Origin of the sequence: Streptomyces sp. 1331.2, from assembly GCF_900199205.1 — a bacterium.
Classification (GTDB): Bacteria; Actinomycetota; Actinomycetes; order Streptomycetales; family Streptomycetaceae; genus Kitasatospora.
This window is the reverse complement of record NZ_OBMJ01000001.1, coordinates 1,751,921-1,769,634: the sequence shown is the minus strand read 5'-3', so window position 1 is coordinate 1,769,634 and position 17,714 is coordinate 1,751,921. Positions and strand designations below refer to the sequence as shown.

Here is a 17,714-nt window from a genome sequence, read left to right as displayed (position 1 = left end):
GGCGGAGGACGGGTTGTGAAGTCTCCCCTTGAGGTTGGACACGTGGAGACTGGGCGATGCAAGCCCGGAGGAAGCAGCACCAGGTGGGAATCAAGAGCAACATGGCCAAGCGGTACACGGCGGAGTTCAAGCGGGACGCGGTCGCGCTCGTCCGGTCCTCGCCACACCGGAACGTCACCGAGATCGCCCGGGAACTGGGGGGTCAGTCCGGAGGGGCTGCGGGGCTGGGTCAAGCAGGACAGGACCGACCGGGGCGCGGGCCGGCCGGGCGAGCTGACGAGATTGTCCGGAACGGCGTCGTGGCAGCGCGCTCTTGCTCCTGCTCACGCCGGTGTCTGCGGATCAGTCCCATGCCCCGCGTGTTCGCACCGACTGCCACCCGAACCGGCCAGTGGACCGGGCCGGAAAACGGCCTCGATCCGCGCGACCCCAACGCGGGAAAGTGCTGCGCGACGGCGCCCGCGACCGCCACGCGCAACCGCCTGAGGCCCTGCGCCAGGCCTCCTGCGGCGAGGCCGTCGGGAGGCGGCTGCGCCGGGCGAGATCGAACAGCGCAGGTCTGATGGCCGGGTCGTTACCGACGCACCCCTACTGATGTGGGACTGATCTCCGTAGCATCTCGCCATGGAGCTCGAATTCCGGCACCTCCGGATCATCTGCAGCATCGCGGACAGTGGCAGTTTGACGCGGGCCGCCGCGTCGTTGCGGCTGACCCAGCCCGGTCTCAGTGCCCAGTTGACGCGGATCGAGCGGGCGCTCGGCGGTGAGCTGTTCAGCCGCGCGCAGTCGGGTGTCGTCCCGACCGCCTTCGGGGAGGTGGTGCTGAGCCGGGCACGGGCGCTGCTGCCGACCATTGACGAACTGTTGGAGGCCTCCGCTCTCGCCGCGCGGAGGAGCTGTTCGCCGCACCGTTTCCGGCTCGGTTCCGTCAACGCTCCCCTGCTCGGCGGGTTGATCACGGCGATCAGGTCGCACCATCCGGAGGCCGAGATCAGTTCGCGGGGCCACGGATGCCCCGTCCCGCTCGTCGAGGACATCGCGGGCGGCCGTCTTGAGGCGGCCGTGGTGGGCGACAGCCCCGGTTATGAGCTCGTGCTCCCCCCTGGAGTCACCGTCGAGCCGATCGCCACCGAGCCGCTCTTCGTGGCACTGCCGGCAGCCCATCCGCTGGCGGCGCTGGAGGAGGTCGCGCTGGAGGATCTGGAGGAAGAGGACTGGGCCGCTCCTCGGCCGGACAACGACCGGATCCGTGAGTACTGGTCCAGGACCCTGCTCGTCCTGGGGCATCGCATACGCGTCGTCCACGAGGCGGAGGGCCGACTCCTCCTGGACATCGTTCGCCACGGCCACGCGGTGAGCTTCTGCCAGGCCACCTTCGAGGAGGTCCCGGGCATCGCCGTACGTCCGATCGCCGGGAATCCGCTCTGGTACCGGCATCTGCTCGCCTGGTACGAGGAGGGGCCGTTGGAAACGTTGGGCCCCTCCCTCGTGCAGGACGTCATCGAGGCGTACCGGACGGCGTGCGCCCGCAGCACGGTCTACCAGGGCTGGCTCGAAAGGCACGACGGCGCAGTGCCGCCGCAGCGCACTGCGGTGGGCGTGTTGAGCAGTGGCGTGCCTCGCTCTGGGTGAGGCGCCCGGTGGTGTGACACGATCCGCGCGGTGGAGCCTGCGGCGGTGCGATGCGGTCGGCGCCTGTCGCACCGGCCGCACCGCCCGTTGGTCGGAGGCGTTCCGGTGCTACGGGGTCACCACTTGTACGTCCAGAGGGTGTCGGTGGACGCGTCGGAGGCGTTCACGTAGATCCGGATGCGGGCGGTGTCGTCCTGGAACCACTGGCCGGGTTGCCAGGTCTGCATGTCCAGCGTGGCGCAGTTCCCGGTGGGTGGGACGGCTTTGGGGTTGGTGACCACCTGGATCGGCCCGTTGCCGGTGGTGATGGAGGTGTCGACCTTGTAGATGACGACGCCGGTGGCGCAGGCGCTGGAGTCGTTGTAGGCGGCCTTGCGGGACTCGGCGACGTAGGCGGTGGTGGCGCTGGTCTTGATCACCGCCAGCCGGTAGCCGCTGCCCCCGTACTCCAGCCCGGTCAGGGTGGTGGTGTACGTGTTCGCCGTGTCCAGGCAGGACACCTGGCTGTCGGTGATCCACCCGAACTTCCACGCCTCCCAGCCGAAGTTCAGCGGGGCCGGTCCGGAGATCTTGCCCATGAGGTCCCAGCCGCCGACGTACTGGTTCAGTTCCCCGCTGAAGGCGTACAGGTCGGGCAGGCCGAAGGTGTGGCTGGTCTCGTGGTCGGCGACCTTGTATCCCCAGGACCACATGTCCTGGCCGAAGGTCACCGCCCAGTGGATCAGTACCCAACTGCTCGTCGGCGGGTTCCAGACCCAGGTCGGGGAGGCGGGGTCCTGGATGAAGGTCGGGGAGTGGCCGATCGCGGTCGCGGTGGTGGTGGGCACGACGTAGAACATGTCGTACTGGGAGAGGTCGACGCCGGCGTTGGCCGCGGCGGTGAGCGCGTCCTTCACGTAGACCTGGTGCGTGGACCAGGAGAAGCCGCGTTCCCAGTTGTAGTCCGTGGAGTTCTTCGGCATGTGGACCCAGTTGGCGTACGGGACCTGGATGTCCAGCGTGGTCTGGCCGTAGGAGGCGTTCCGCATCCAGTCGTTGGCGCCCTTGAGCGTGTCATAGTACGACGTGAGGGGCAGGGCGGTGCCGGCGGCGTCGGGGAAGTCGACGTAGATCAGGCCGATGCGCTTGATGCCGATCGGGTTCTGGAACCGGGTGTAGTCGGTCTGCTGGCCCTCGTCGGTGTACCCAGTCGTCCCCTGTAGCGCGCAGGCGGAGGTGCTGCCGTTGTACGCGTGGGCGGGGTGCGCGGGGACGACGACCAGGGCCAGCAGGGCGGCCAGGACGAGGATGAGCGCTGCCGACAGGGGGCGCCGGGGTCTGACTGAGGGGTCCATGGGGGCCTCCGAAGGGATCGATCCGGTGACGAGCCCTGCTGGCTGTGCCCTGGCGGGTAGTCAGCCGGGTGTCCTGTGCGCTCCCGGGTACGGTCGGCTACTGCCGCCGTGCGGGAAGCGTGCAGGCTATCGTCCGGATCGATCATTGCCTTCGGTAGCTCCCAGCCCTCCATCACGTTGCGTTATGGAATCGGAGACCTCCCTTCCGAAGCCCTCTGGGCGTGATCACCTGGGTGCTCCGCCGGGCGGCATCGTGACGGTTCGCTCGGCGGTGAAGAACTGCAGCGCGGCGGTGCCCTGTTCGCGGGGCCGTGGATGGCCGCCTTGGCGCCGCCGAACGGCAGGTGGAAGTCGACACCGGTGGAGGGCGCGTTGACCCGGATCATGCCTGCGTCCGGGCGGTCGACTGCGGTCAGCGCCAGGTCCAGGTCCTGGGTGTGCACGGAGGTGGCGAGGCTCTGGGGACTGGAGTTGGCCCTTGTGATCGCCTGGTCCAGGTCCGCCGCGGGCAGCAGGACGGCCAGTGGGCCGAAGAACTCCTCGGTCAGCAACGGGTGCTCCTCCGGGACGCCGGTCAGCAGGGTCGGCTCCAGGAACCATCCCGGCGCGTCGATCCGCTGTCCGCCGGTCACCGTCTCGGCCCCGGCGGCGCGGGCCGAGTCGACCGCGTGGGTGAGCCGGGAGAGCGCGGACTCGTTGATCACCGGGGCGAGTTCGACGTCTGCCAGGGCCTTGGCGATCGCGGCGCGCAGCGGCCGGTACGCGTCACCGACGGCGATCACCCTGCTGGTAGCGGTGCACTTCTGCCCGGCGTATCCGGCGATCGCGGCGGCCAGGTGGGCGGCGGCCTGCTCGATGTCGGCGTCGGGCAGCACCGGCGCGGCGTTCGCGCCGCCCAGTTCTGCCTGTACCGGTACTCCGCGGGCAGTCGTGGTGGCGACGACGGCCCGGCCCACGGCGGTCGAGCCGGTCGCCAGGTCCCCGCTGACGGCCGCCTTGTAGAGCGCCACCGTGGCGTCGGGCAGGGCGTTGGGGTAGCCGGCGATCCAGCCGACGGCGCCGGCCAGGGCCAGCTCCAGCAGCACGTCGTCGGAGCCGATCAGCAGGTCCAACGCGGGGGCGAGTTCGGCGAGTTGGTAGGCGCGGCGGACATCGCCGGTGAACTCCTTGACCGCGACGATCGAGCCCTCTGCGTGCAGCTGGGCGAGCAGCGTGGGGACCAGGTCGACCTTGGTGTCGACGGGGTTGTTGTAGGCCATGCCGTCGTGCAGCCAGGCGGTCCAGCCGGTGCCGGGGCAGTGGGCGGCGCCCATGAGTTCCGCGAAGGCGCGGCGGCGGGCGCGGTGGCGGCGAGCGGCAGCCGGCGCCGGGCGTGCGGCCACTGCGTACGCGGCCAGTTCGCCCTCGGCGATCGCCAGGTCGGCGCCGCCGATGCCGCAGGTCTCGCCAGCCGCGTACGGGCCCGGCAGGCTGGTGCGCTGCCGGTCGTCCACGGCCAGGGCCCGCACGCCATCCGCGGTGATTGGCGAGCAGAGGTAGTCGCTCGCCTCGATGACCGAGGGCACGTCGGCTCCGGCCGCTGCCAGGGTGGCCACGACGGCGAGCAGCAGCGGCCCGCTGCCGGCGACGACGATCCGTCGGCCGGGCAGCGCGAGGCCGCCCTTGAGCATGGCCTGGGCGCCTCCTGCGGTGACCGCGCCGGGCAGGGGAACGATGCCCGGCGGGCCGGGACCGGCTCCCGGCCAGGTGTCAATCCTGGCCGGGAGTGTTCGCGCCGGTCGGAGCGAAGCTGCTGTGGGGGTCTCCCTGCAGCGTCACGGCGCGAGCTGAGGGGCGGTCACCGCCGACTCTACTGCTTGGTGACCTGGATGGTGTCGGAGAGCGGACCCTTGCGCAGCACGTCGATCTTCACCCCGGTGGCGGGGTCGGTGAAGGACTGGCCGGGCTGGTAGGCGGCCATGTCGAGAGCGGTGCAGCCGCTCGGCGGGGTCGCGCCCGGGTTGCCGTTGACCACCTGGACGGGCCCGTATCCCGTCTGGGTGGAGGTGTCGACCTTGTAGATCAGCACGCCGGTGGAGCAGGCTTTGGCGTCCCCGGCGACGGCTCGGCGGGATTCCGCGACGTACGCCGTGGCCTCACCGGTGCGGACCATGGCGATCTTGGTTCCGCCGGGGCGTTCGACGGCCTTCAGGTGGACGGTGCGACTGCCGGAGGCGGGCAGGCAGGCGACCTGGCCGTCGTCGATCCAGCCGAACTTCCAGCGCTCCCAGCCGGTGTGCTGCGGCGCCGGGCCGGCGATGTTACCCATGAGGTCCCAGCCGCCGACGTAGGGGTGGACGTCGGTGCCGGTGAAGGCGTAGAGGTCGGGCAGTCCGAAGGTGTGGGAGGTCTCGTGGTCGGCGACCTTGTATCCCCAGTGGTACATGTCCTGGCCGAAGGTGATCGCCCACTTGATCCGGGTGCCGTCGGCGGTGATGCCGGCGGTGGTCGGGTCGTAGAGGTAGGTGGGCGAGAAGGTGATCGCGGAGGCGGACTTGGTGGGGACGATGTACAGCATGTCGTACTTGGAGAAGTCCACGTACGGATCGGCGGCCTGGACGGCCTGCTTCACGTACAGCTCCTGCTCGTCGAACGTGATGCCGCGCTGGAATCCATAGGAGGCGGAGGTCTGCGGCATGGTGATCCACCGCTTCAGCGGATCGATGTCGAGGCGGAGCTTGCCGTAGGAGTCCTGCTTCATCCACTCCTGCGCGGGGGCGAGTTCGCGGTAGTAGTCGTCGACGGATCCGGCGGCCGGTGCGTCGGAGAAGTCGACGAACAGCATCAGCACGTGCTTGGTGCCCAGGGGCTGCTGGAACTGCGTGTGGTCGGTGTTGTGGCCTTCGTCGGTCCAGCCGGTCTTCCCAGGCAGGGCGCAGCCGGAGGCGGGCGCGACGGTGGTGGCCCGGGCGGTATCCGCAAGGGCCGGGGTGGTGGCGACCAGGGGGAGGGTCGCGGCAAGTACGGCGGCGAGGGACTCGAGTCTCATCTCTTCGTTCCTTTCCCACCGCGGGGGCGGGGTGGTGGGGGATCAGATGCGCGCGGCGGCAAGGTCCATCAGGCGGGCGAGGACGCGGTCGCCGGAGGCGGTGACCCCGTCGTGCTCCCACTCGTTGGTGACCCAGGTGCGCAGGGAGCCGACCGTGCGGGCGGTGCGCAGGGACAGGCCGGCGTCCACGTACATGTCGTCGTGGTAGATGGCGGCGGCGATCGGGACCCGGTTCGCGGCGAGTCGGACCGGGTCGTACAGGGCGGGCCAGTCGGTGCGTTCGGCGAGCAGGTGGACGGCCTCGGCGAACGGGCGCAGCCCGGTGATCTCCTCGAACGTCCAGGGGTGGAACATCTCGCCGGTGAACAGCAGGGGGTCGGCGTCCTCGGCGAACTCGGGACGGGTGGCCATCGCCCGGGCGGCGGCCCAGCCGGTGGCGGCTCCGGGGCGGCCGTAGATCGACTCCTGGAGGGCGGCGAAGAGCGGGTTGTCGGTGAAGGCGGTCAGGTTCATCACCTGGTGCAGGAAGGTGGCCGAGGGCTCGCCGTCGAGGTCGAGTGCCTCGTCGAGCAGCCAGTGCAGGCGCTCGAAGCCGTCTCCCATGCCGAGCATCAGGCCGAGGGTGCGCAGCCGTCGTACCGTGAGCCGGTCGCCGTCGGGCAGGTGGACCGGGCTCCGGTCGAGGAGATCGGCCAGCCTGCACACGAGTTGGCGGTCGCCGGGGTAGCGGGCGTAGTACGCGGTCGTCTTCTCCCGGACCCGGGGGTACGTGGCCGCGTAGACGTCGTCGGCGGTGGTGTCGAGGCCGGGCAGGCCGCCGGTGATGTAGCAGGCGCGCAGGCCTTCGGGGGCGAAGGAGAGGTAGCTAAGGGTGACGAAGCCGCCATAGCTCTGTCCGAGGGTCTCCCATGGCTCGTCGCCGCATAGTTGGCGGCGGATCAGTTCGGCGTCGGCGACGATCGAGTCGGCGCGGAAACGGGCGAGGTGGTCGGCCAGCGCGCCGGCCGAGGGGAACCGGGCGGCGGTCCTGGCGGTCAGCGGTGTGGAGCGGCCGGTGCCACGTTGGTCCAGCAGCAGCACCCGGTGGCTCCTGAGCGCGTGGCCGAGCCAGCCGGAGGTGGCGTTCAGCGGGCGGGGGGACTTCCCGCCCGGGCCGCCTTGGAGGTAGAGCAGCCAGGGCAGCCGGTCGTCGGCCCGCGCCGGATCGACGACCTCCCGGGCGAACACCTCGGTGGTTCCCCGCGCGGGGTCGGTGTGGTCGAGCGGCACGTCGAAGGCGTGGTCGGTGATGGCGAGCCCGGACAGCCGGTACTGGGCGCGGATCACGGCGTCCTCTCGGGGTAGTGGCAGGCGACTTGCTGTCCGAGGGCGATCGTCCGCAGCTCGGGGCGTTCGGCGGCGCAGAGTTCACCGGCCTTGGGGCAGCGGGTGCGGAAGCGGCAGCCGCTGGGCGGGTCGAGCGGGCTGGGCAGGTCGCCGTGGAGCACGATCCGCTCCCGCCCGCGTTCGGCGTCCGGGTCGGGCAGGGGCACGGCGGACAGCAGGGCGTGGGTGTACGGGTGCGCGGGGTGGGCGAACAGGGTGTCGCGGTCGGCGGTTTCGACGACCGATCCGAGGTACATCACGGCGATCCGGGTGCTGATCTGGCGCACGGCGCCGAGGTCGTGCGCGATGAACAGGTAACTCAGCCCGTACTCGTCCTGCAGGTCCTTGAGCAGGTTGAGGATCTGCGCCTGGACCGAGACGTCGAGGGCCGAGACCGGTTCGTCGCACACCACCAGCTTCGGGCGCAGGGCCAACGCCCGTGCGATGCCGATGCGTTGGGCCTGTCCGCCGGAGAACTCGTGGGGGTTCCGGTCTGCGTGTTCCGGTCGCAGCCCGACCCGGGTCAGCAACTCCTCGACCGGTTCGCCGGGTTCGAGGCCCTGGTAGCGGGAGGGTGCGGTGAGGATCTGGCGGACGCTCTGGCGGGGGTTGAGCGAGGAGAAGGGATCCTGGAAGACCATCTGCAGCTCGCGGCGGAGCGGGCGCAGGGCCGTCTCGTCCAACCCGGCCAGGTCTTGCCCGGCGAAGTGGATACTGCCCGAGGTGGGCCGTTCCAGGCGGGTGATCAGTTTGGCGACGGTGGACTTGCCGCATCCGGATTCGCCGACCAGGCCGAGGGTCTCGCCGGGCCCGACGGTCAGGGAGACTCCGTCGACGGCTGCGACGTGGCCGGCCAGCCGCCGCGTCAGACCGTGGCGGACCGGGAAGCGCTTGACGAGGTTCCGCGTTTCGAGCAGAACGGTGCGACCGCCTCCTTCCGCTGCCCGCCGGTCCGCCTCACTCACCGTGCTCCTCCTGATGGCTCGCTCGCTCATGTGGTGGCTCCCAGGGTGGGCAGCCGGTCCGGCAGGGGTCCGTCGATGCGCGGGACGCAGGCGAGCAGGCCGCGGGTGTACGGCTCCCGCGGCCGCTGGAAGACGTCGCGCACCGGGCCGCGTTCGACGGCGCGGCCCTGGTGCATCACCACGACTTGGTCGGCCAGCCCGGCGACCACGCCCATGTCGTGGGTGATGAGCATGATGGCCGTGCCGGCCTCCTCCCGTAGCTCGCGCAGCAGTTGGAGGATCTGCGCCTGCACGGTGACGTCGAGCGCGGTGGTCGGCTCGTCGGCGATCAGCAGGTCGGGTTCCAGGCACAGCGCCATCGCGATCATCACGCGCTGGCGCATTCCGCCGGAGAACTCGTGCGGGTACGAGCGGGCCCGTCGTTCCGGCTCGGGGATGCCGACCCGGTCCAGCATGCGCACCGCGACCCGGTGCGCCGCTCTGCGTCCGGCGCGGTGGTGCGCCCGGTAGGCCTCGGCGATCTGGAAGGCCACCGAGTAGTACGGGTTGAGGCAGGACAGCGGGTCCTGGAAGACCATCGCGATCCGGTTGCCTCGCAGTCGGCGCAGCGAGCGCTGGTCGAGTGCGGTCAGCTCCCGACCGTCGAAGTGGATCTCGCCGCTGACTCGGGCGTCACGCAGCAGGCCGAGGACGGCCAGGCTGGTGACCGACTTGCCGCTGCCGGACTCGCCGACCACGCCGAGCACCTGCCCCGCGTCCAGGTCGAGGTCGAGACCGTCCACGGCGCGGACTCCGGAGCGGAACTCCACGGCCAGGTCACGTACTGTCAGCAGGGTCATCCGAGGGCCCTCACTCTCGGGTCGAGCACCGCGTACACCAGGTCCACCAGCAGGTTGGCGAGCACCACGAAGGAGGCCGCGAACAGGGTCACCCCGAGGATCACCGGCTGGTCGGCGGAGGCGATCGCATCGGCCGCCAGCTTGCCGACGCCGGGCAGGCCGAACACCGACTCGGTGATCAGCGCGCCGCCGAGCAGCGCGCCCAGGTCCATGCCGAAGATGGTCACGACCGGCATCAGGGCGGGCCGCAGCGCGTGCCGCCGTACCACGGTGACTTCGGCCAGACCCTTGGCGCGGGCGGTGCGCACGTAGTTCTGGCCGAGGCTCTCCAGCATCTCGCTGCGGGTGACCCTGGCGTAGATCCCGGCGTACAGCATGGCGAGGGTGATCCAGGGCATCACCATCGACCGCGTCCAGCCGACCGGGTCGGCGGTGAACGGCACGACCTGCGGGTACGGCAGCAGTTCGAGCCGCAGCACCAGCAGGTACTGCAGCACCAGGGCGGTGAGGTAGATCGGCAGCGACACCCCGCCGAGGGCGGCCGTCATCGCGGCCCGGTCCCACAGGCTGCCGCGGCGCAGGGCCGAGACCACCCCGGCGCCGACGCCGACGGTGAGCCACAGCACGGCGGCACCGATGGCGATCGAGAAGCTGACGGGCAGCCTGCTGGTGAGCAGCTGCCACACCGGCTGGTCGGTCTGGAAGCTGAAGCCCAGGCACGGGAAGGGGCAGTTGACGGCCTGCGCGCCGCTGCCGTACGTCCGGCCGGAGACGATGCCGGCCAGGTAGTCGCCGAACTGGGTGAGCGGCGAGTGGTTCAGCCCGAGGGTGGTGCGGATCTCGGCGATCCGCTCGGGGCTGCACGCCTTGCCGCAGGCGCCCTGCGCCGGGTCGGCGGGCATCAGGTAGAAGACGGCGAAGGTGGCGGCGCAGATCACCAGCAGGATGGCCGCCGTGACGGCCAGTCTGCGCAGGAGGTAGAGGATCATCGTCGCTGGCTCCGGGGGTCGAGCGCGTCACGGACGGCGTCGCCGAGCACGTTGAAGGCGAGCACGGTGACGAACAGGAAGACGCCGGGGATCAGGAAGTAGGCAGGGTCGGCGGCGTACCAGGGCACCGCGGTGGCGATCATCTGGCCCCAGGAGGCGGTGGGGGCCTGGACGCCAACGCCGAGGAAGGACAGGCCGGCCTCGGTGGCGATGTAGCCGGGGATCGACATGGTCGCCACCACCAGCACCGGTCCGGTCAGGTTGGGCAGCACCTCGCGCAGCAGCAGCGCCCGGCGGGAGGCGCCGAGCACCCGGGCGGCCGCGACGAACTCGCCCCGCGCGAGCACCATCGCCTGCCCGCGCACGATCCGGCCGACGTACGGCCAGCCGAAGAAGCCGAGGACCACGACCAGCAGCAACCGGCGGTCCGTGCCCGGCGCCGCCGAGATCAGCGCGATCATGAAGATCAGGCTGGGGAAGGACAGCAGCAGGTCCATGGTGCGTCCGATCGCGGTGTCGACCCACCCGCCGAAGAACCCGGCGACCAGGCCCAGCGCCGTGCCCACCACCACCGAGAACACGGTGGCGAGCACGGCGATCAGCAGGGACACCTGTGCGCCGTACACCACCCGGGCGAGCACGTCCCGGCCGTTGACGGGCTCCACGCCCAGCCAGTGCCGGGCGCTGATCCCGCCCGCCGCGCCCCGCGGCAGGCCGCCGAGCGCCGGGTCCACCGCGTCGCCGTGGAAGGCCGTCGGCGAGCTCCCGGCGATCCAGGTGATCAATGGCGCGGCGAGCGCGACCAGGACCAGCCCGGCCACCACGGCCAGCGCCAGGACCGCCGAGCGCTGGGCCAACAGCCTTCGGATGACGGTCACTTGCGCAACCCCAGGGAGACCAGGTCGAGCCTGCCGACATAGGCGACCTGCCCGTACGCTCCGGTGACGTTCGGACCGACGAGGATCGGCGCCTTGTCCCACAGGAACGGCACCACCGGGGCGTCCCGCATGATCTGCTCGGCCAGCTGGCCGTACGCCGCCTGGGCCGCGGCCGGGTCGCCCATGGCGGCGATCGTGTCGATCTGCGCGTCGACGGTCGGGGAGTCGTACTGCGCGTAGTTGTTGTTGCCCTGGGCGGTGATCAGGCGGCCGTCGAACACGATCGGCAGGTACGTCGAGGCGCCGGGCCAGTCCGGGGACCAGCCGGCGATCACCAGGTCGTGCTCCTGGGAGGTGTTGCCGACGGTGCTGTAGAAGGCGGAGGAGCTGATCTCGTTGATCTTCACGGTGATGCCGGCCCGGCCGAGCGAGGCCTGGACCGCCTCGGCCTGTGCCTTGCCGGTGGCCGTGGCGGGGGCGTCGAGGGTCAGGGTGAGGTCGGAGGCGTGGCCCGCATCGGCGAGCAGCGCCTTGGCCTTGTCCGGATCACCCTTGCCGTCCTTGCTCGGGTAGGGGTCCTCGGCCGGGTAGCCGAGGGACGGTGGCAGTAGGCTGGTCGCCAGGTCGCCGGCGATCGGGCCGCCGCGGGTGGTGCGCAGGGCGTCCTTGTCCAGCGCGTAGGCGACGGCCTGGCGCACCCGGACGTCGTCGAGCGGCTTGTGCCTGGTGTTGATGCTCAGGTAGCGGGTGTTGATCGAGTCGCCGGTGACCAGCCGGCTCTTCAGCCGCGGGTCGTTCAGCACCCGCCCGACCGAGGCCGGGCCGATCGGCTCCATCGCGACCGCGTTCGCGTCCTCCCCCTGGCCGGCGATCAGCCGCTGGTCGACCACGGCGGCGTCCAGGCCCAGGTCGATGACGACCTTGTCGGGCATGGCTTTGCGGACGGTGTCGGCGGCCGGGTCCCAGTCGGTGTTGCGGACCAGGGTGAGCTGCTTCTTGGGGTCGAAGCCGTCGATCTTGTACGGGCCGGAGGAGAACGGGCGGGAGTCGTAGTTGACGCCGGTGTCCTTGTCCTGCGGTACCGGGGCGAACATCGGCAGCGACGCCGCCGAGCCGAAGTCGGCCACCGGCTGCTTGAGATGGAAGACGACGGTGTTGTCGTCGGGGGTCTCGATCGAGGCGAGCCCGGCGGGATCCTTGTACGGCCCCTTGTAGCTGTCGCCACCCACCAGCCACATCCGGGCGTACGGGGGGCCTTCGGGCAGCTCGGCGGCGAAGGTCCGCTCCACGCCGTACTTGACGTCCGCGCTGGTGATCGGCCGGCCGTCCTCGAACTTCACACCGGGCTTGAGCGTGAAGGTCCAGGTCCTGGCACCGTCGCTGGGGCGCCCGGTGTCGGTGGCCAGGTCGGGCACGATCTTCCCGCCCGCCTGCCCCGGCGCGGCGGCGAAGGTGGTCAGCGTCCGGTAGATCAGCCGGCTCACGTCCTGCGAGGACGTGACGTAGTTACGTGCCGGGTCGAGATGCTCCAGGTCGAGGGTGGACAGCACGTGAAGCGTGCCGCCCTTCACCGGGGCCGCACTCGGTCCGCCGGCGACGCCGCTGTCGGATCCCGTGCACCCGGCAACCGACAGCAGCCCCAGGGCCGCACCGAGGGCCAGCCCGACTCTTCGCTGTCTCACGTCTTCTCCTTGCACGATGTGACATTTCATGCGTGGGAGAAGAGTGACCGACCGGGGGACGTCCCAGAAGATCCCAGTGCACCATCACATCGTGTTATGGCCTTCGCACGGGACCTCGCCGTAGATGTCGTAGACGTGCCCGGGGTCGAACTGTCGCTGCCGAGGCCTGAGTTATCGGGCGGGAGGGTTCGGTGCGTTGACGGCGTACCAGGCGTGGCGGTGGTAGTTGGTGGTGATGCGGTTTCCAAGAGCCGGCTCACCGAGACCGCCCGCAAGCTGAGCTTCCTCGGACACGTGCGTTCAGCGGGTGTCCGAGTAGTCGGGGCGGGGGCGGGGTCGGGACGGCGGGGCGCCTCATAACACGTCGTTATGGGGAAATGGATGCTGGCGGAGCCACCCGCCTGCTCAGCATCCTGTCCTGGAGGCCGCCACCCACCCATGGAAGTGATGATGATGCGTGCGAGGAAATGGGCCACCGTCTGCGCAGGATTCGTGACGTTCGCGGCGTCGATACTCGCCGGCACCACGGCCAAGGCCTCCGTGAGCCCCGGAGGTGGGGCGGACAAGGCAGGTGGCACTGCGGGATCGGTTCACAACCAAGGCCGGGTGAATCTCTATACCCCGGCCTCGAACCAGATCGTCGGGCTGTCGACCAGCTTCGTGGTCCCGCCGATGCCGTCCAAGGTCGGCACCACCTTCCTCTGGCCCGGACTCGAGCCCGTCGACAACGGGGTGAACTTCGAGCCGATTGGCAAGGGGGTGCTGCAGCCGGTCCTGACCTGGGGGCCGAGTTGCGCGCCTGCGGCGGGCAAGCCTGCTGAAGCGTACTCCTCGTGGTGGATCTCCGGACAGTATGTCAACACGCTGGGGAGCCAGCCCGGGGACCAGGGATGCTTCTCGGGAGCGGCAATGCTGGTGAAGCCCGGTGACAAGTTGGAGGTCGACCTGAAACTGGAGTCGGCCAGTGGCCAGTGGGTCCAGACCATCGGCGACAAGGGGAAGCGAGTCTCCTTCAGCTTCGACCTCCAGGGCCAGGCCCAGGACCGCGTGATGTTCTACATCGAGAACTACGACGGCGCTCCGTACGCCGGTCCGCTCTCCTTCTCGCACACGACGGTCACTTTCGCGAAGGCGGACAGCAGCACCTGCCTCAGTTGGGCTGCGGTGCCCGGCGTGCGGTCAGCCAAGCACGGCCGCAAATGCGTCATCAACACCGCGACCGTCGCCCTCTGACCGGTTTGCTCGCCAGGCGGCCATCCCCGAAATCGGCCACCCGCGCTCATGGCCTCGTCAGAGTTGCTCACCTTGGTTCCCCGCCTGTGGGCGGCTGGAGCCACGCAGCCTGGGCTCGGCCGACCCGCATGTCTGGGTGATCGCCGGCGGCCATACCGTCTCGATGGCTTCGGGCAGGCCCGTCAGGCCGTCGCAGACGACCATGCACACGTCCTGGACGCCGCCTGGACGCCCCGGTTCTTGATCTCTGTCAGCACCTGGAGCCAGTACTTGACGCCCTCGCCGCCGTCGCCGGCCCACAGGCCGAGGATGATGGTGGAGATGGTGTCTTGGACACGCTCGCGCCGTAGACCTCCGCCAGGTGGGCGGAGATGTCGCCGTGCGTCAGGCCGGGCGCGGACAGCGACAGCACCATCTCTCGTCCACGCCGGTCAGGCGGCGCTGCCGCTTCTTGACGATCTGCGGCTCGAAGCTGCCCTCCCGGTCGCGAGGCACCTCGATCTCGACCGGGCCGACCTCGGTCAGGACGGTCTTCGGCCGTACTCCGTTGCGCGAGTTCCCGCTGCCCGCCCCGGCCGGGTCGTGCTTCTCGTATCCGAGGTGGTCGGTGATCTCGCCCTCCAGGGCGGACTCCAGCACGCGCCTGGTCAGCTGCTGCGGCAGCCCGCCCTCACCGGTCAGCTGCAGGCCACCCGCCCGGGCCCGGTCGACCAGCTGGGCGATCAACTGGTCGTCCAACAGGTCCGCCGGCGGCTCGACCGGCCGGACCTCTTCAACCGCCTCAACGGAGACAGTCACGTCGCTCATCAGGTGCTACTTCCATGATCGGGAGTTGCACCGTTCAAAGTGCAGACCCTGTCTGGCCGGTATCGCCGACTCCTGTCTACGAGCGAAACGCTAGACCCGCCCACAAGGAATGTCTACTCCGGCGAGCATAGATTTTGCGGCGTCCGGGTGTGAGGTAATCTGTCGCTGCGCGGCGGCGGCAACCCCCCCGGGCCGCCGCCGCGCGCGCCAGAATCGCGACCCTGCCCGACCAGGCGTTCAGGTCGACCCTGAACCTGGCGTGGCGGCCGCTGCGAATGCGCGGTGCTGCCCGTTGGGCGAGCTTCCGCACGGTACCGGTGACGGCCATTGCCCGGTCCGGGTCAAGCCGCGGTGGTGAGGTCGGCGCGGCCGAACAGCGGCGCGTAGCCGTGGGGAAGGTCGGCGAGGAGACGGTCGTGAGCTGGTCGCCTGCCAGGGCGGCGAGGGCGCAGGAGACGTCCCCGCGGGCGCCGTGAGGCTGGTGTTCAGGGCTCGGGCGACGGCTTCGACGACCCGCATGCGCGCCGACCTGTCACTGGACGCGCTGGAGACGGCGTTGTGGCGGCGGAAGATATTCATCGACATCGTCGGACTGGCCGGCGTACTGGTCGTGCTCCGCCGTCCGGTTCCGGCACCCGCGCGGGCCATCGCGGCCAGGGCCGCCTCCAGGCTCGCCTGCGGGGGGACGGCGAGCAGGCTGAAGTGATCGCGGTCGCCCCGCGTGACGATCACGGTGTCGTCGCCGACCCGGATACCGGTCGATGTGCACCGACCGGCCGTCGACGACCAGGCGGGCCGGGACGTCGTCCCAGGCTTCCGCGTCCAGGCCGACGCTCGCCGCGGGCCGGAGTGTTCAGTCAACGCCCTTACCAAACCGGGGAGTTCGGCGCCGACGTCCCGTGACCGCGGCCACCATGCGCCGTCGAGCACACCCTCGCGCGACTGTGTGGTCTCCAGACGCAGCAGGACGGTCCCCGGCTTCGCGGCCTGCCGGAACCGGTCCGGCAGAAGTCCCGGGAACACGGCACCGGTTTCGTCCGACATGGCGCGCCATCTGTCCGTGGACGCACGCCGGCCCCGCCGAGCGAGGGCCGACCAAGGGGAACGGCGGCCGGGCCGTCCCATATCCCCACGGTACCCCGCCCGTACCCCGCCGACCCGGCCGGTGGGGACAGCCCGTGCGGGGTGCCGGTCTCTCAACGCCATTCGATCGCGAACAGGGCGGCATCGTCGCTCGTGCGACCCGCTGCTCGATGAGCGGTCCCGGAGACGTGAGCCCATATCCACGGCGAGGAGCGGACCCCCGGCGTCTAGGAAGCAGGCTCGCCCCAGTTGACGCGTTCTACGGCATGAGGCGGGAACGACACCCGAGATCCGTCCGCCTGAGTGACGTGCACCCATCCGCGCTCGTCGATGCGAACTATGCCCTTGACCGACTCGCCCAGCGCGACGCCGGGGCTGACATATCCCGCCTCGTGGGCCAGATGCACCGTCCCGGGGTTCGCTTCGAGGCTTGCCATGACCCGATTGTCCAGGTCCGATCCCGGGTCCGCCACCGGAGCCCTGTCGTGCCGTGCACCCGTCCGACCCTCGCGGCCCGCCCCCAGGGGGCCCGGTGCCCACCCCCGTGCCCTGGTCAGGCCGGGCCGCCGTCCGGTGCGCCCGACCGCATCCGAGCGGAGCGCTGCGGATGCGTCGGTGCCGGTGCGGGCATTGGCCGGGGCGGGCGCCGAGGTCGTCAGCCACTCGGCGGCGGCCGAGGCCTCGGCCTCGGGGGAATTACCAGGAGCTCCAGGCGGAGCGGGACGAAGGAGCACACCATCACCTCGTCCGCGTCCTGCTCCTGCTCGAACCATCCGACGTGGATGACGTGGCCTTCGACGGGACCCGCCGGGGGATGACCAGCCGATGTGTCGGATTCACGGTGACAGGTGTGATCTTCCCCCATGTGGGGCCAGTGCTGCCGCCAGCGGGGGGAGTTCGTGCAGGAGGTCGTGCGAGCGGGGCCGCCGGGCGCCGTCCAGTTGTCCCGGGGTGGCTCCTTCCGGTGTCAGTGCGAGGCGCACCGGCGGTTCCGGCCCCGGTGGCTGGGCAGTCCTTCCACCGTCGGCTCCCTGCCTTGCCTCAAGATGGACCGGCGAACGTCTCACCAGCACTTCCCCTGTCCCGGCATGGCGCCGGCCCTGGCCCGCGGCACTTCAGCCAGGCAGGATCTTGCCGCTGTCGGGTGCGGCCCAAGGTATTTATCGGATGACGGTCAAACATGAGCGTGCGGTAATTTTTGAAAAAGAATTCATGTGCAAGAGGTGCTCGGATTCCAGCAGTGCGGAGTATTCTGGAAAGTGCCGGGAGAAGTAACCGGTGGGACGATCGCGAGGAGGCGAATATGTGGATCAATGAGGCAGGATTCCTGGATCCGCGACTCGTGATCTCGCGAGTGTCTGCCCTTTCGGTGGGAAGATCGTAGGGTTGCGGGGGCGTGGATTCAGATCCTGTTGTCCCGGTCGGTGTTACGTTTGCGCAGGCCGGAAAGGTCACCTCCGCAGCAATGCGGGGGCGGCCTTTTTTGTGGGGCGGTCGAGCGTAATGGTCTGCGTGGGAGGCCGGTGGCTCCCGTCACTATGTCTGTCGGTGGACGATGCAGAATTCCTTGATCTGGAGCCGACCGTCGCGGCCGCGCTGTTCCGAAGAGCGACATCGGGGGCTCTGGAGCGGAGGAAGTCTCATTGTCCTGGGTGAGCGGATCACTTTCGATCTCCCGCTCGCGTGCTGGCTCTCACGCGCTTCTCACGGATTGGGTGTCATGGGGTGGCATCAGGCGTCATGGAGGTTGGACGTGAAGGGCCCTGACACACTTCATTCCGTCGATCAAGTGCGCGCCGACAGACCCGCTTCTGAAGTCAGGCAACCAGCCGCCCACCTCGCCTGGCACCGGGCTCGATAGCTGGTCGCCGCCCACGAC

General features: G+C 70.1%; 14 protein-coding genes and 2 pseudogenes. 2 read left to right on the top strand and 14 right to left on the bottom strand.

Features of this window, described 5'->3' with window-relative positions; genetic code table 11:
- The first annotated feature begins 624 nt into the window (after positions 1–624).
- Positions 625–1,632: a LysR family transcriptional regulator gene (locus tag CRP52_RS07330; RefSeq protein ID WP_097235663.1), complete on the top strand. Its 1,008-nt coding sequence runs from the start codon at positions 625–627 to the stop codon at positions 1,630–1,632.
- Between the two features lie 116 nt (positions 1,633–1,748).
- On the opposite strand, the gene CRP52_RS07325 is transcribed toward CRP52_RS07330, so the two are convergent.
- The 10 genes and pseudogenes from CRP52_RS07325 to CRP52_RS07285 all read right to left on the bottom strand — a co-directional run bounded on the left by CRP52_RS07325 (position 1,749) and on the right by CRP52_RS07285 (position 12,712).
- Positions 1,749–2,966, bottom strand: a complete 1,218-nt coding sequence (locus tag CRP52_RS07325) for a M6 family metalloprotease domain-containing protein (RefSeq protein WP_097235662.1) — start codon at positions 2,964–2,966, stop codon at positions 1,749–1,751.
- 182 nt (positions 2,967–3,148) lie between these two features.
- The gene (locus CRP52_RS39310) at positions 3,149–3,922 is read right to left on the bottom strand and encodes an aldehyde dehydrogenase family protein (RefSeq protein WP_306458909.1); all 774 of its coding nucleotides are present in this window, start codon (positions 3,920–3,922) and stop codon (positions 3,149–3,151) included.
- A 12-nt stretch (positions 3,923–3,934) separates the two neighbouring features.
- Positions 3,935–4,225: pseudogene (locus tag CRP52_RS39305) on the bottom strand (dihydrodipicolinate synthase family protein); the annotation flags it as partial.
- A 590-nt stretch (positions 4,226–4,815) separates the two neighbouring features.
- Positions 4,816–5,994: a M6 family metalloprotease domain-containing protein gene (locus tag CRP52_RS07315; RefSeq protein WP_097235661.1), complete on the bottom strand. Its 1,179-nt coding sequence runs from the start codon at positions 5,992–5,994 to the stop codon at positions 4,816–4,818.
- Between the two features lie 42 nt (positions 5,995–6,036).
- Positions 6,037–7,320: an alpha/beta hydrolase gene (locus tag CRP52_RS07310; protein ID WP_257032339.1), complete on the bottom strand. Its 1,284-nt coding sequence runs from the start codon at positions 7,318–7,320 to the stop codon at positions 6,037–6,039.
- On the bottom strand, positions 7,317–8,324 hold the full coding sequence (locus CRP52_RS07305) for an ABC transporter ATP-binding protein (RefSeq protein WP_257032338.1): 1,008 nt from the start codon (positions 8,322–8,324) through the stop codon (positions 7,317–7,319). Before CRP52_RS07305 ends, CRP52_RS07310 begins: the two co-directional genes overlap by 4 nt.
- Before the next feature lie 26 nt (positions 8,325–8,350).
- Complete coding sequence (locus CRP52_RS07300; RefSeq protein WP_097235659.1) at positions 8,351–9,163, bottom strand: ABC transporter ATP-binding protein; 813 nt, start codon at positions 9,161–9,163, stop codon at positions 8,351–8,353.
- Entirely contained in the window at positions 9,160–10,152 is a 993-nt protein-coding gene (locus tag CRP52_RS07295) for an ABC transporter permease (RefSeq protein WP_097235658.1), read from the bottom strand. Before CRP52_RS07295 ends, CRP52_RS07300 begins: the two co-directional genes overlap by 4 nt.
- Positions 10,149–11,030, bottom strand: a complete 882-nt coding sequence (locus tag CRP52_RS07290) for an ABC transporter permease (protein WP_097235657.1) — start codon at positions 11,028–11,030, stop codon at positions 10,149–10,151. The genes CRP52_RS07295 and CRP52_RS07290 overlap by 4 nt, the downstream gene beginning before the upstream one ends.
- A complete protein-coding gene (locus CRP52_RS07285; RefSeq protein ID WP_257032337.1) occupies positions 11,027–12,712 on the bottom strand; it encodes an ABC transporter substrate-binding protein in 1,686 nt (561 codons plus the stop codon). The genes CRP52_RS07290 and CRP52_RS07285 overlap by 4 nt, the downstream gene beginning before the upstream one ends.
- Before the next feature lie 438 nt (positions 12,713–13,150).
- Here CRP52_RS07285 and CRP52_RS07280 point away from each other — a divergent pair, with 438 nt between their 5' ends.
- Positions 13,151–13,945, top strand: coding sequence for a hypothetical protein (locus tag CRP52_RS07280; RefSeq protein WP_097235655.1), 795 nt, complete (start codon positions 13,151–13,153; stop codon positions 13,943–13,945).
- A 126-nt stretch (positions 13,946–14,071) separates the two neighbouring features.
- Here the strand turns inward: CRP52_RS07280 and CRP52_RS07275 are convergent.
- From CRP52_RS07275 to CRP52_RS40770, 4 genes and pseudogenes are all read right to left on the bottom strand, one after another.
- Positions 14,072–14,743, bottom strand: a pseudogene (locus tag CRP52_RS07275) (transposase); the annotation flags it as partial.
- A 246-nt stretch (positions 14,744–14,989) separates the two neighbouring features.
- Positions 14,990–15,796, bottom strand: coding sequence for a DUF5994 family protein (locus CRP52_RS39300; RefSeq protein WP_257032336.1), 807 nt, complete (start codon positions 15,794–15,796; stop codon positions 14,990–14,992).
- Positions 15,797–16,062: 266 nt separating this feature from the next.
- On the bottom strand, positions 16,063–16,272 hold the full coding sequence (locus tag CRP52_RS37580; RefSeq protein ID WP_143685673.1) for a hypothetical protein: 210 nt from the start codon (positions 16,270–16,272) through the stop codon (positions 16,063–16,065).
- Positions 16,273–16,671: 399 nt separating this feature from the next.
- Positions 16,672–16,818, bottom strand: coding sequence for a DUF5994 family protein (locus CRP52_RS40770; protein WP_373560466.1), 147 nt, complete (start codon positions 16,816–16,818; stop codon positions 16,672–16,674).
- Between the last annotated feature and the right edge of the window lie 896 nt (positions 16,819–17,714).

Excerpts from the sequence above, each read along its gene's own strand:
- CRP52_RS07330 (WP_097235663.1), top strand. The coding sequence starts at position 625 with ATGGAGCTCGAATTCCGGCACCTCCGGATCATCTGCAGCATCGCGGAC.
- CRP52_RS07325 (WP_097235662.1), bottom strand. The coding sequence starts at position 2,966 with ATGGACCCCTCAGTCAGACCCCGGCGCCCCCTGTCGGCAGCGCTCATC.
- CRP52_RS07315 (WP_097235661.1), bottom strand. The coding sequence starts at position 5,994 with ATGAGACTCGAGTCCCTCGCCGCCGTACTTGCCGCGACCCTCCCCCTG.
- CRP52_RS07300 (WP_097235659.1), bottom strand. The coding sequence starts at position 9,163 with ATGACCCTGCTGACAGTACGTGACCTGGCCGTGGAGTTCCGCTCCGGA.
- CRP52_RS07295 (WP_097235658.1), bottom strand. The coding sequence starts at position 10,152 with ATGATCCTCTACCTCCTGCGCAGACTGGCCGTCACGGCGGCCATCCTG.
- CRP52_RS07280 (WP_097235655.1), top strand. The coding sequence starts at position 13,151 with ATGGAAGTGATGATGATGCGTGCGAGGAAATGGGCCACCGTCTGCGCA.
- CRP52_RS39300 (WP_257032336.1), bottom strand. The coding sequence starts at position 15,796 with ATGTCGGACGAAACCGGTGCCGTGTTCCCGGGACTTCTGCCGGACCGG.
- CRP52_RS37580 (WP_143685673.1), bottom strand. The coding sequence starts at position 16,272 with ATGGCAAGCCTCGAAGCGAACCCCGGGACGGTGCATCTGGCCCACGAG.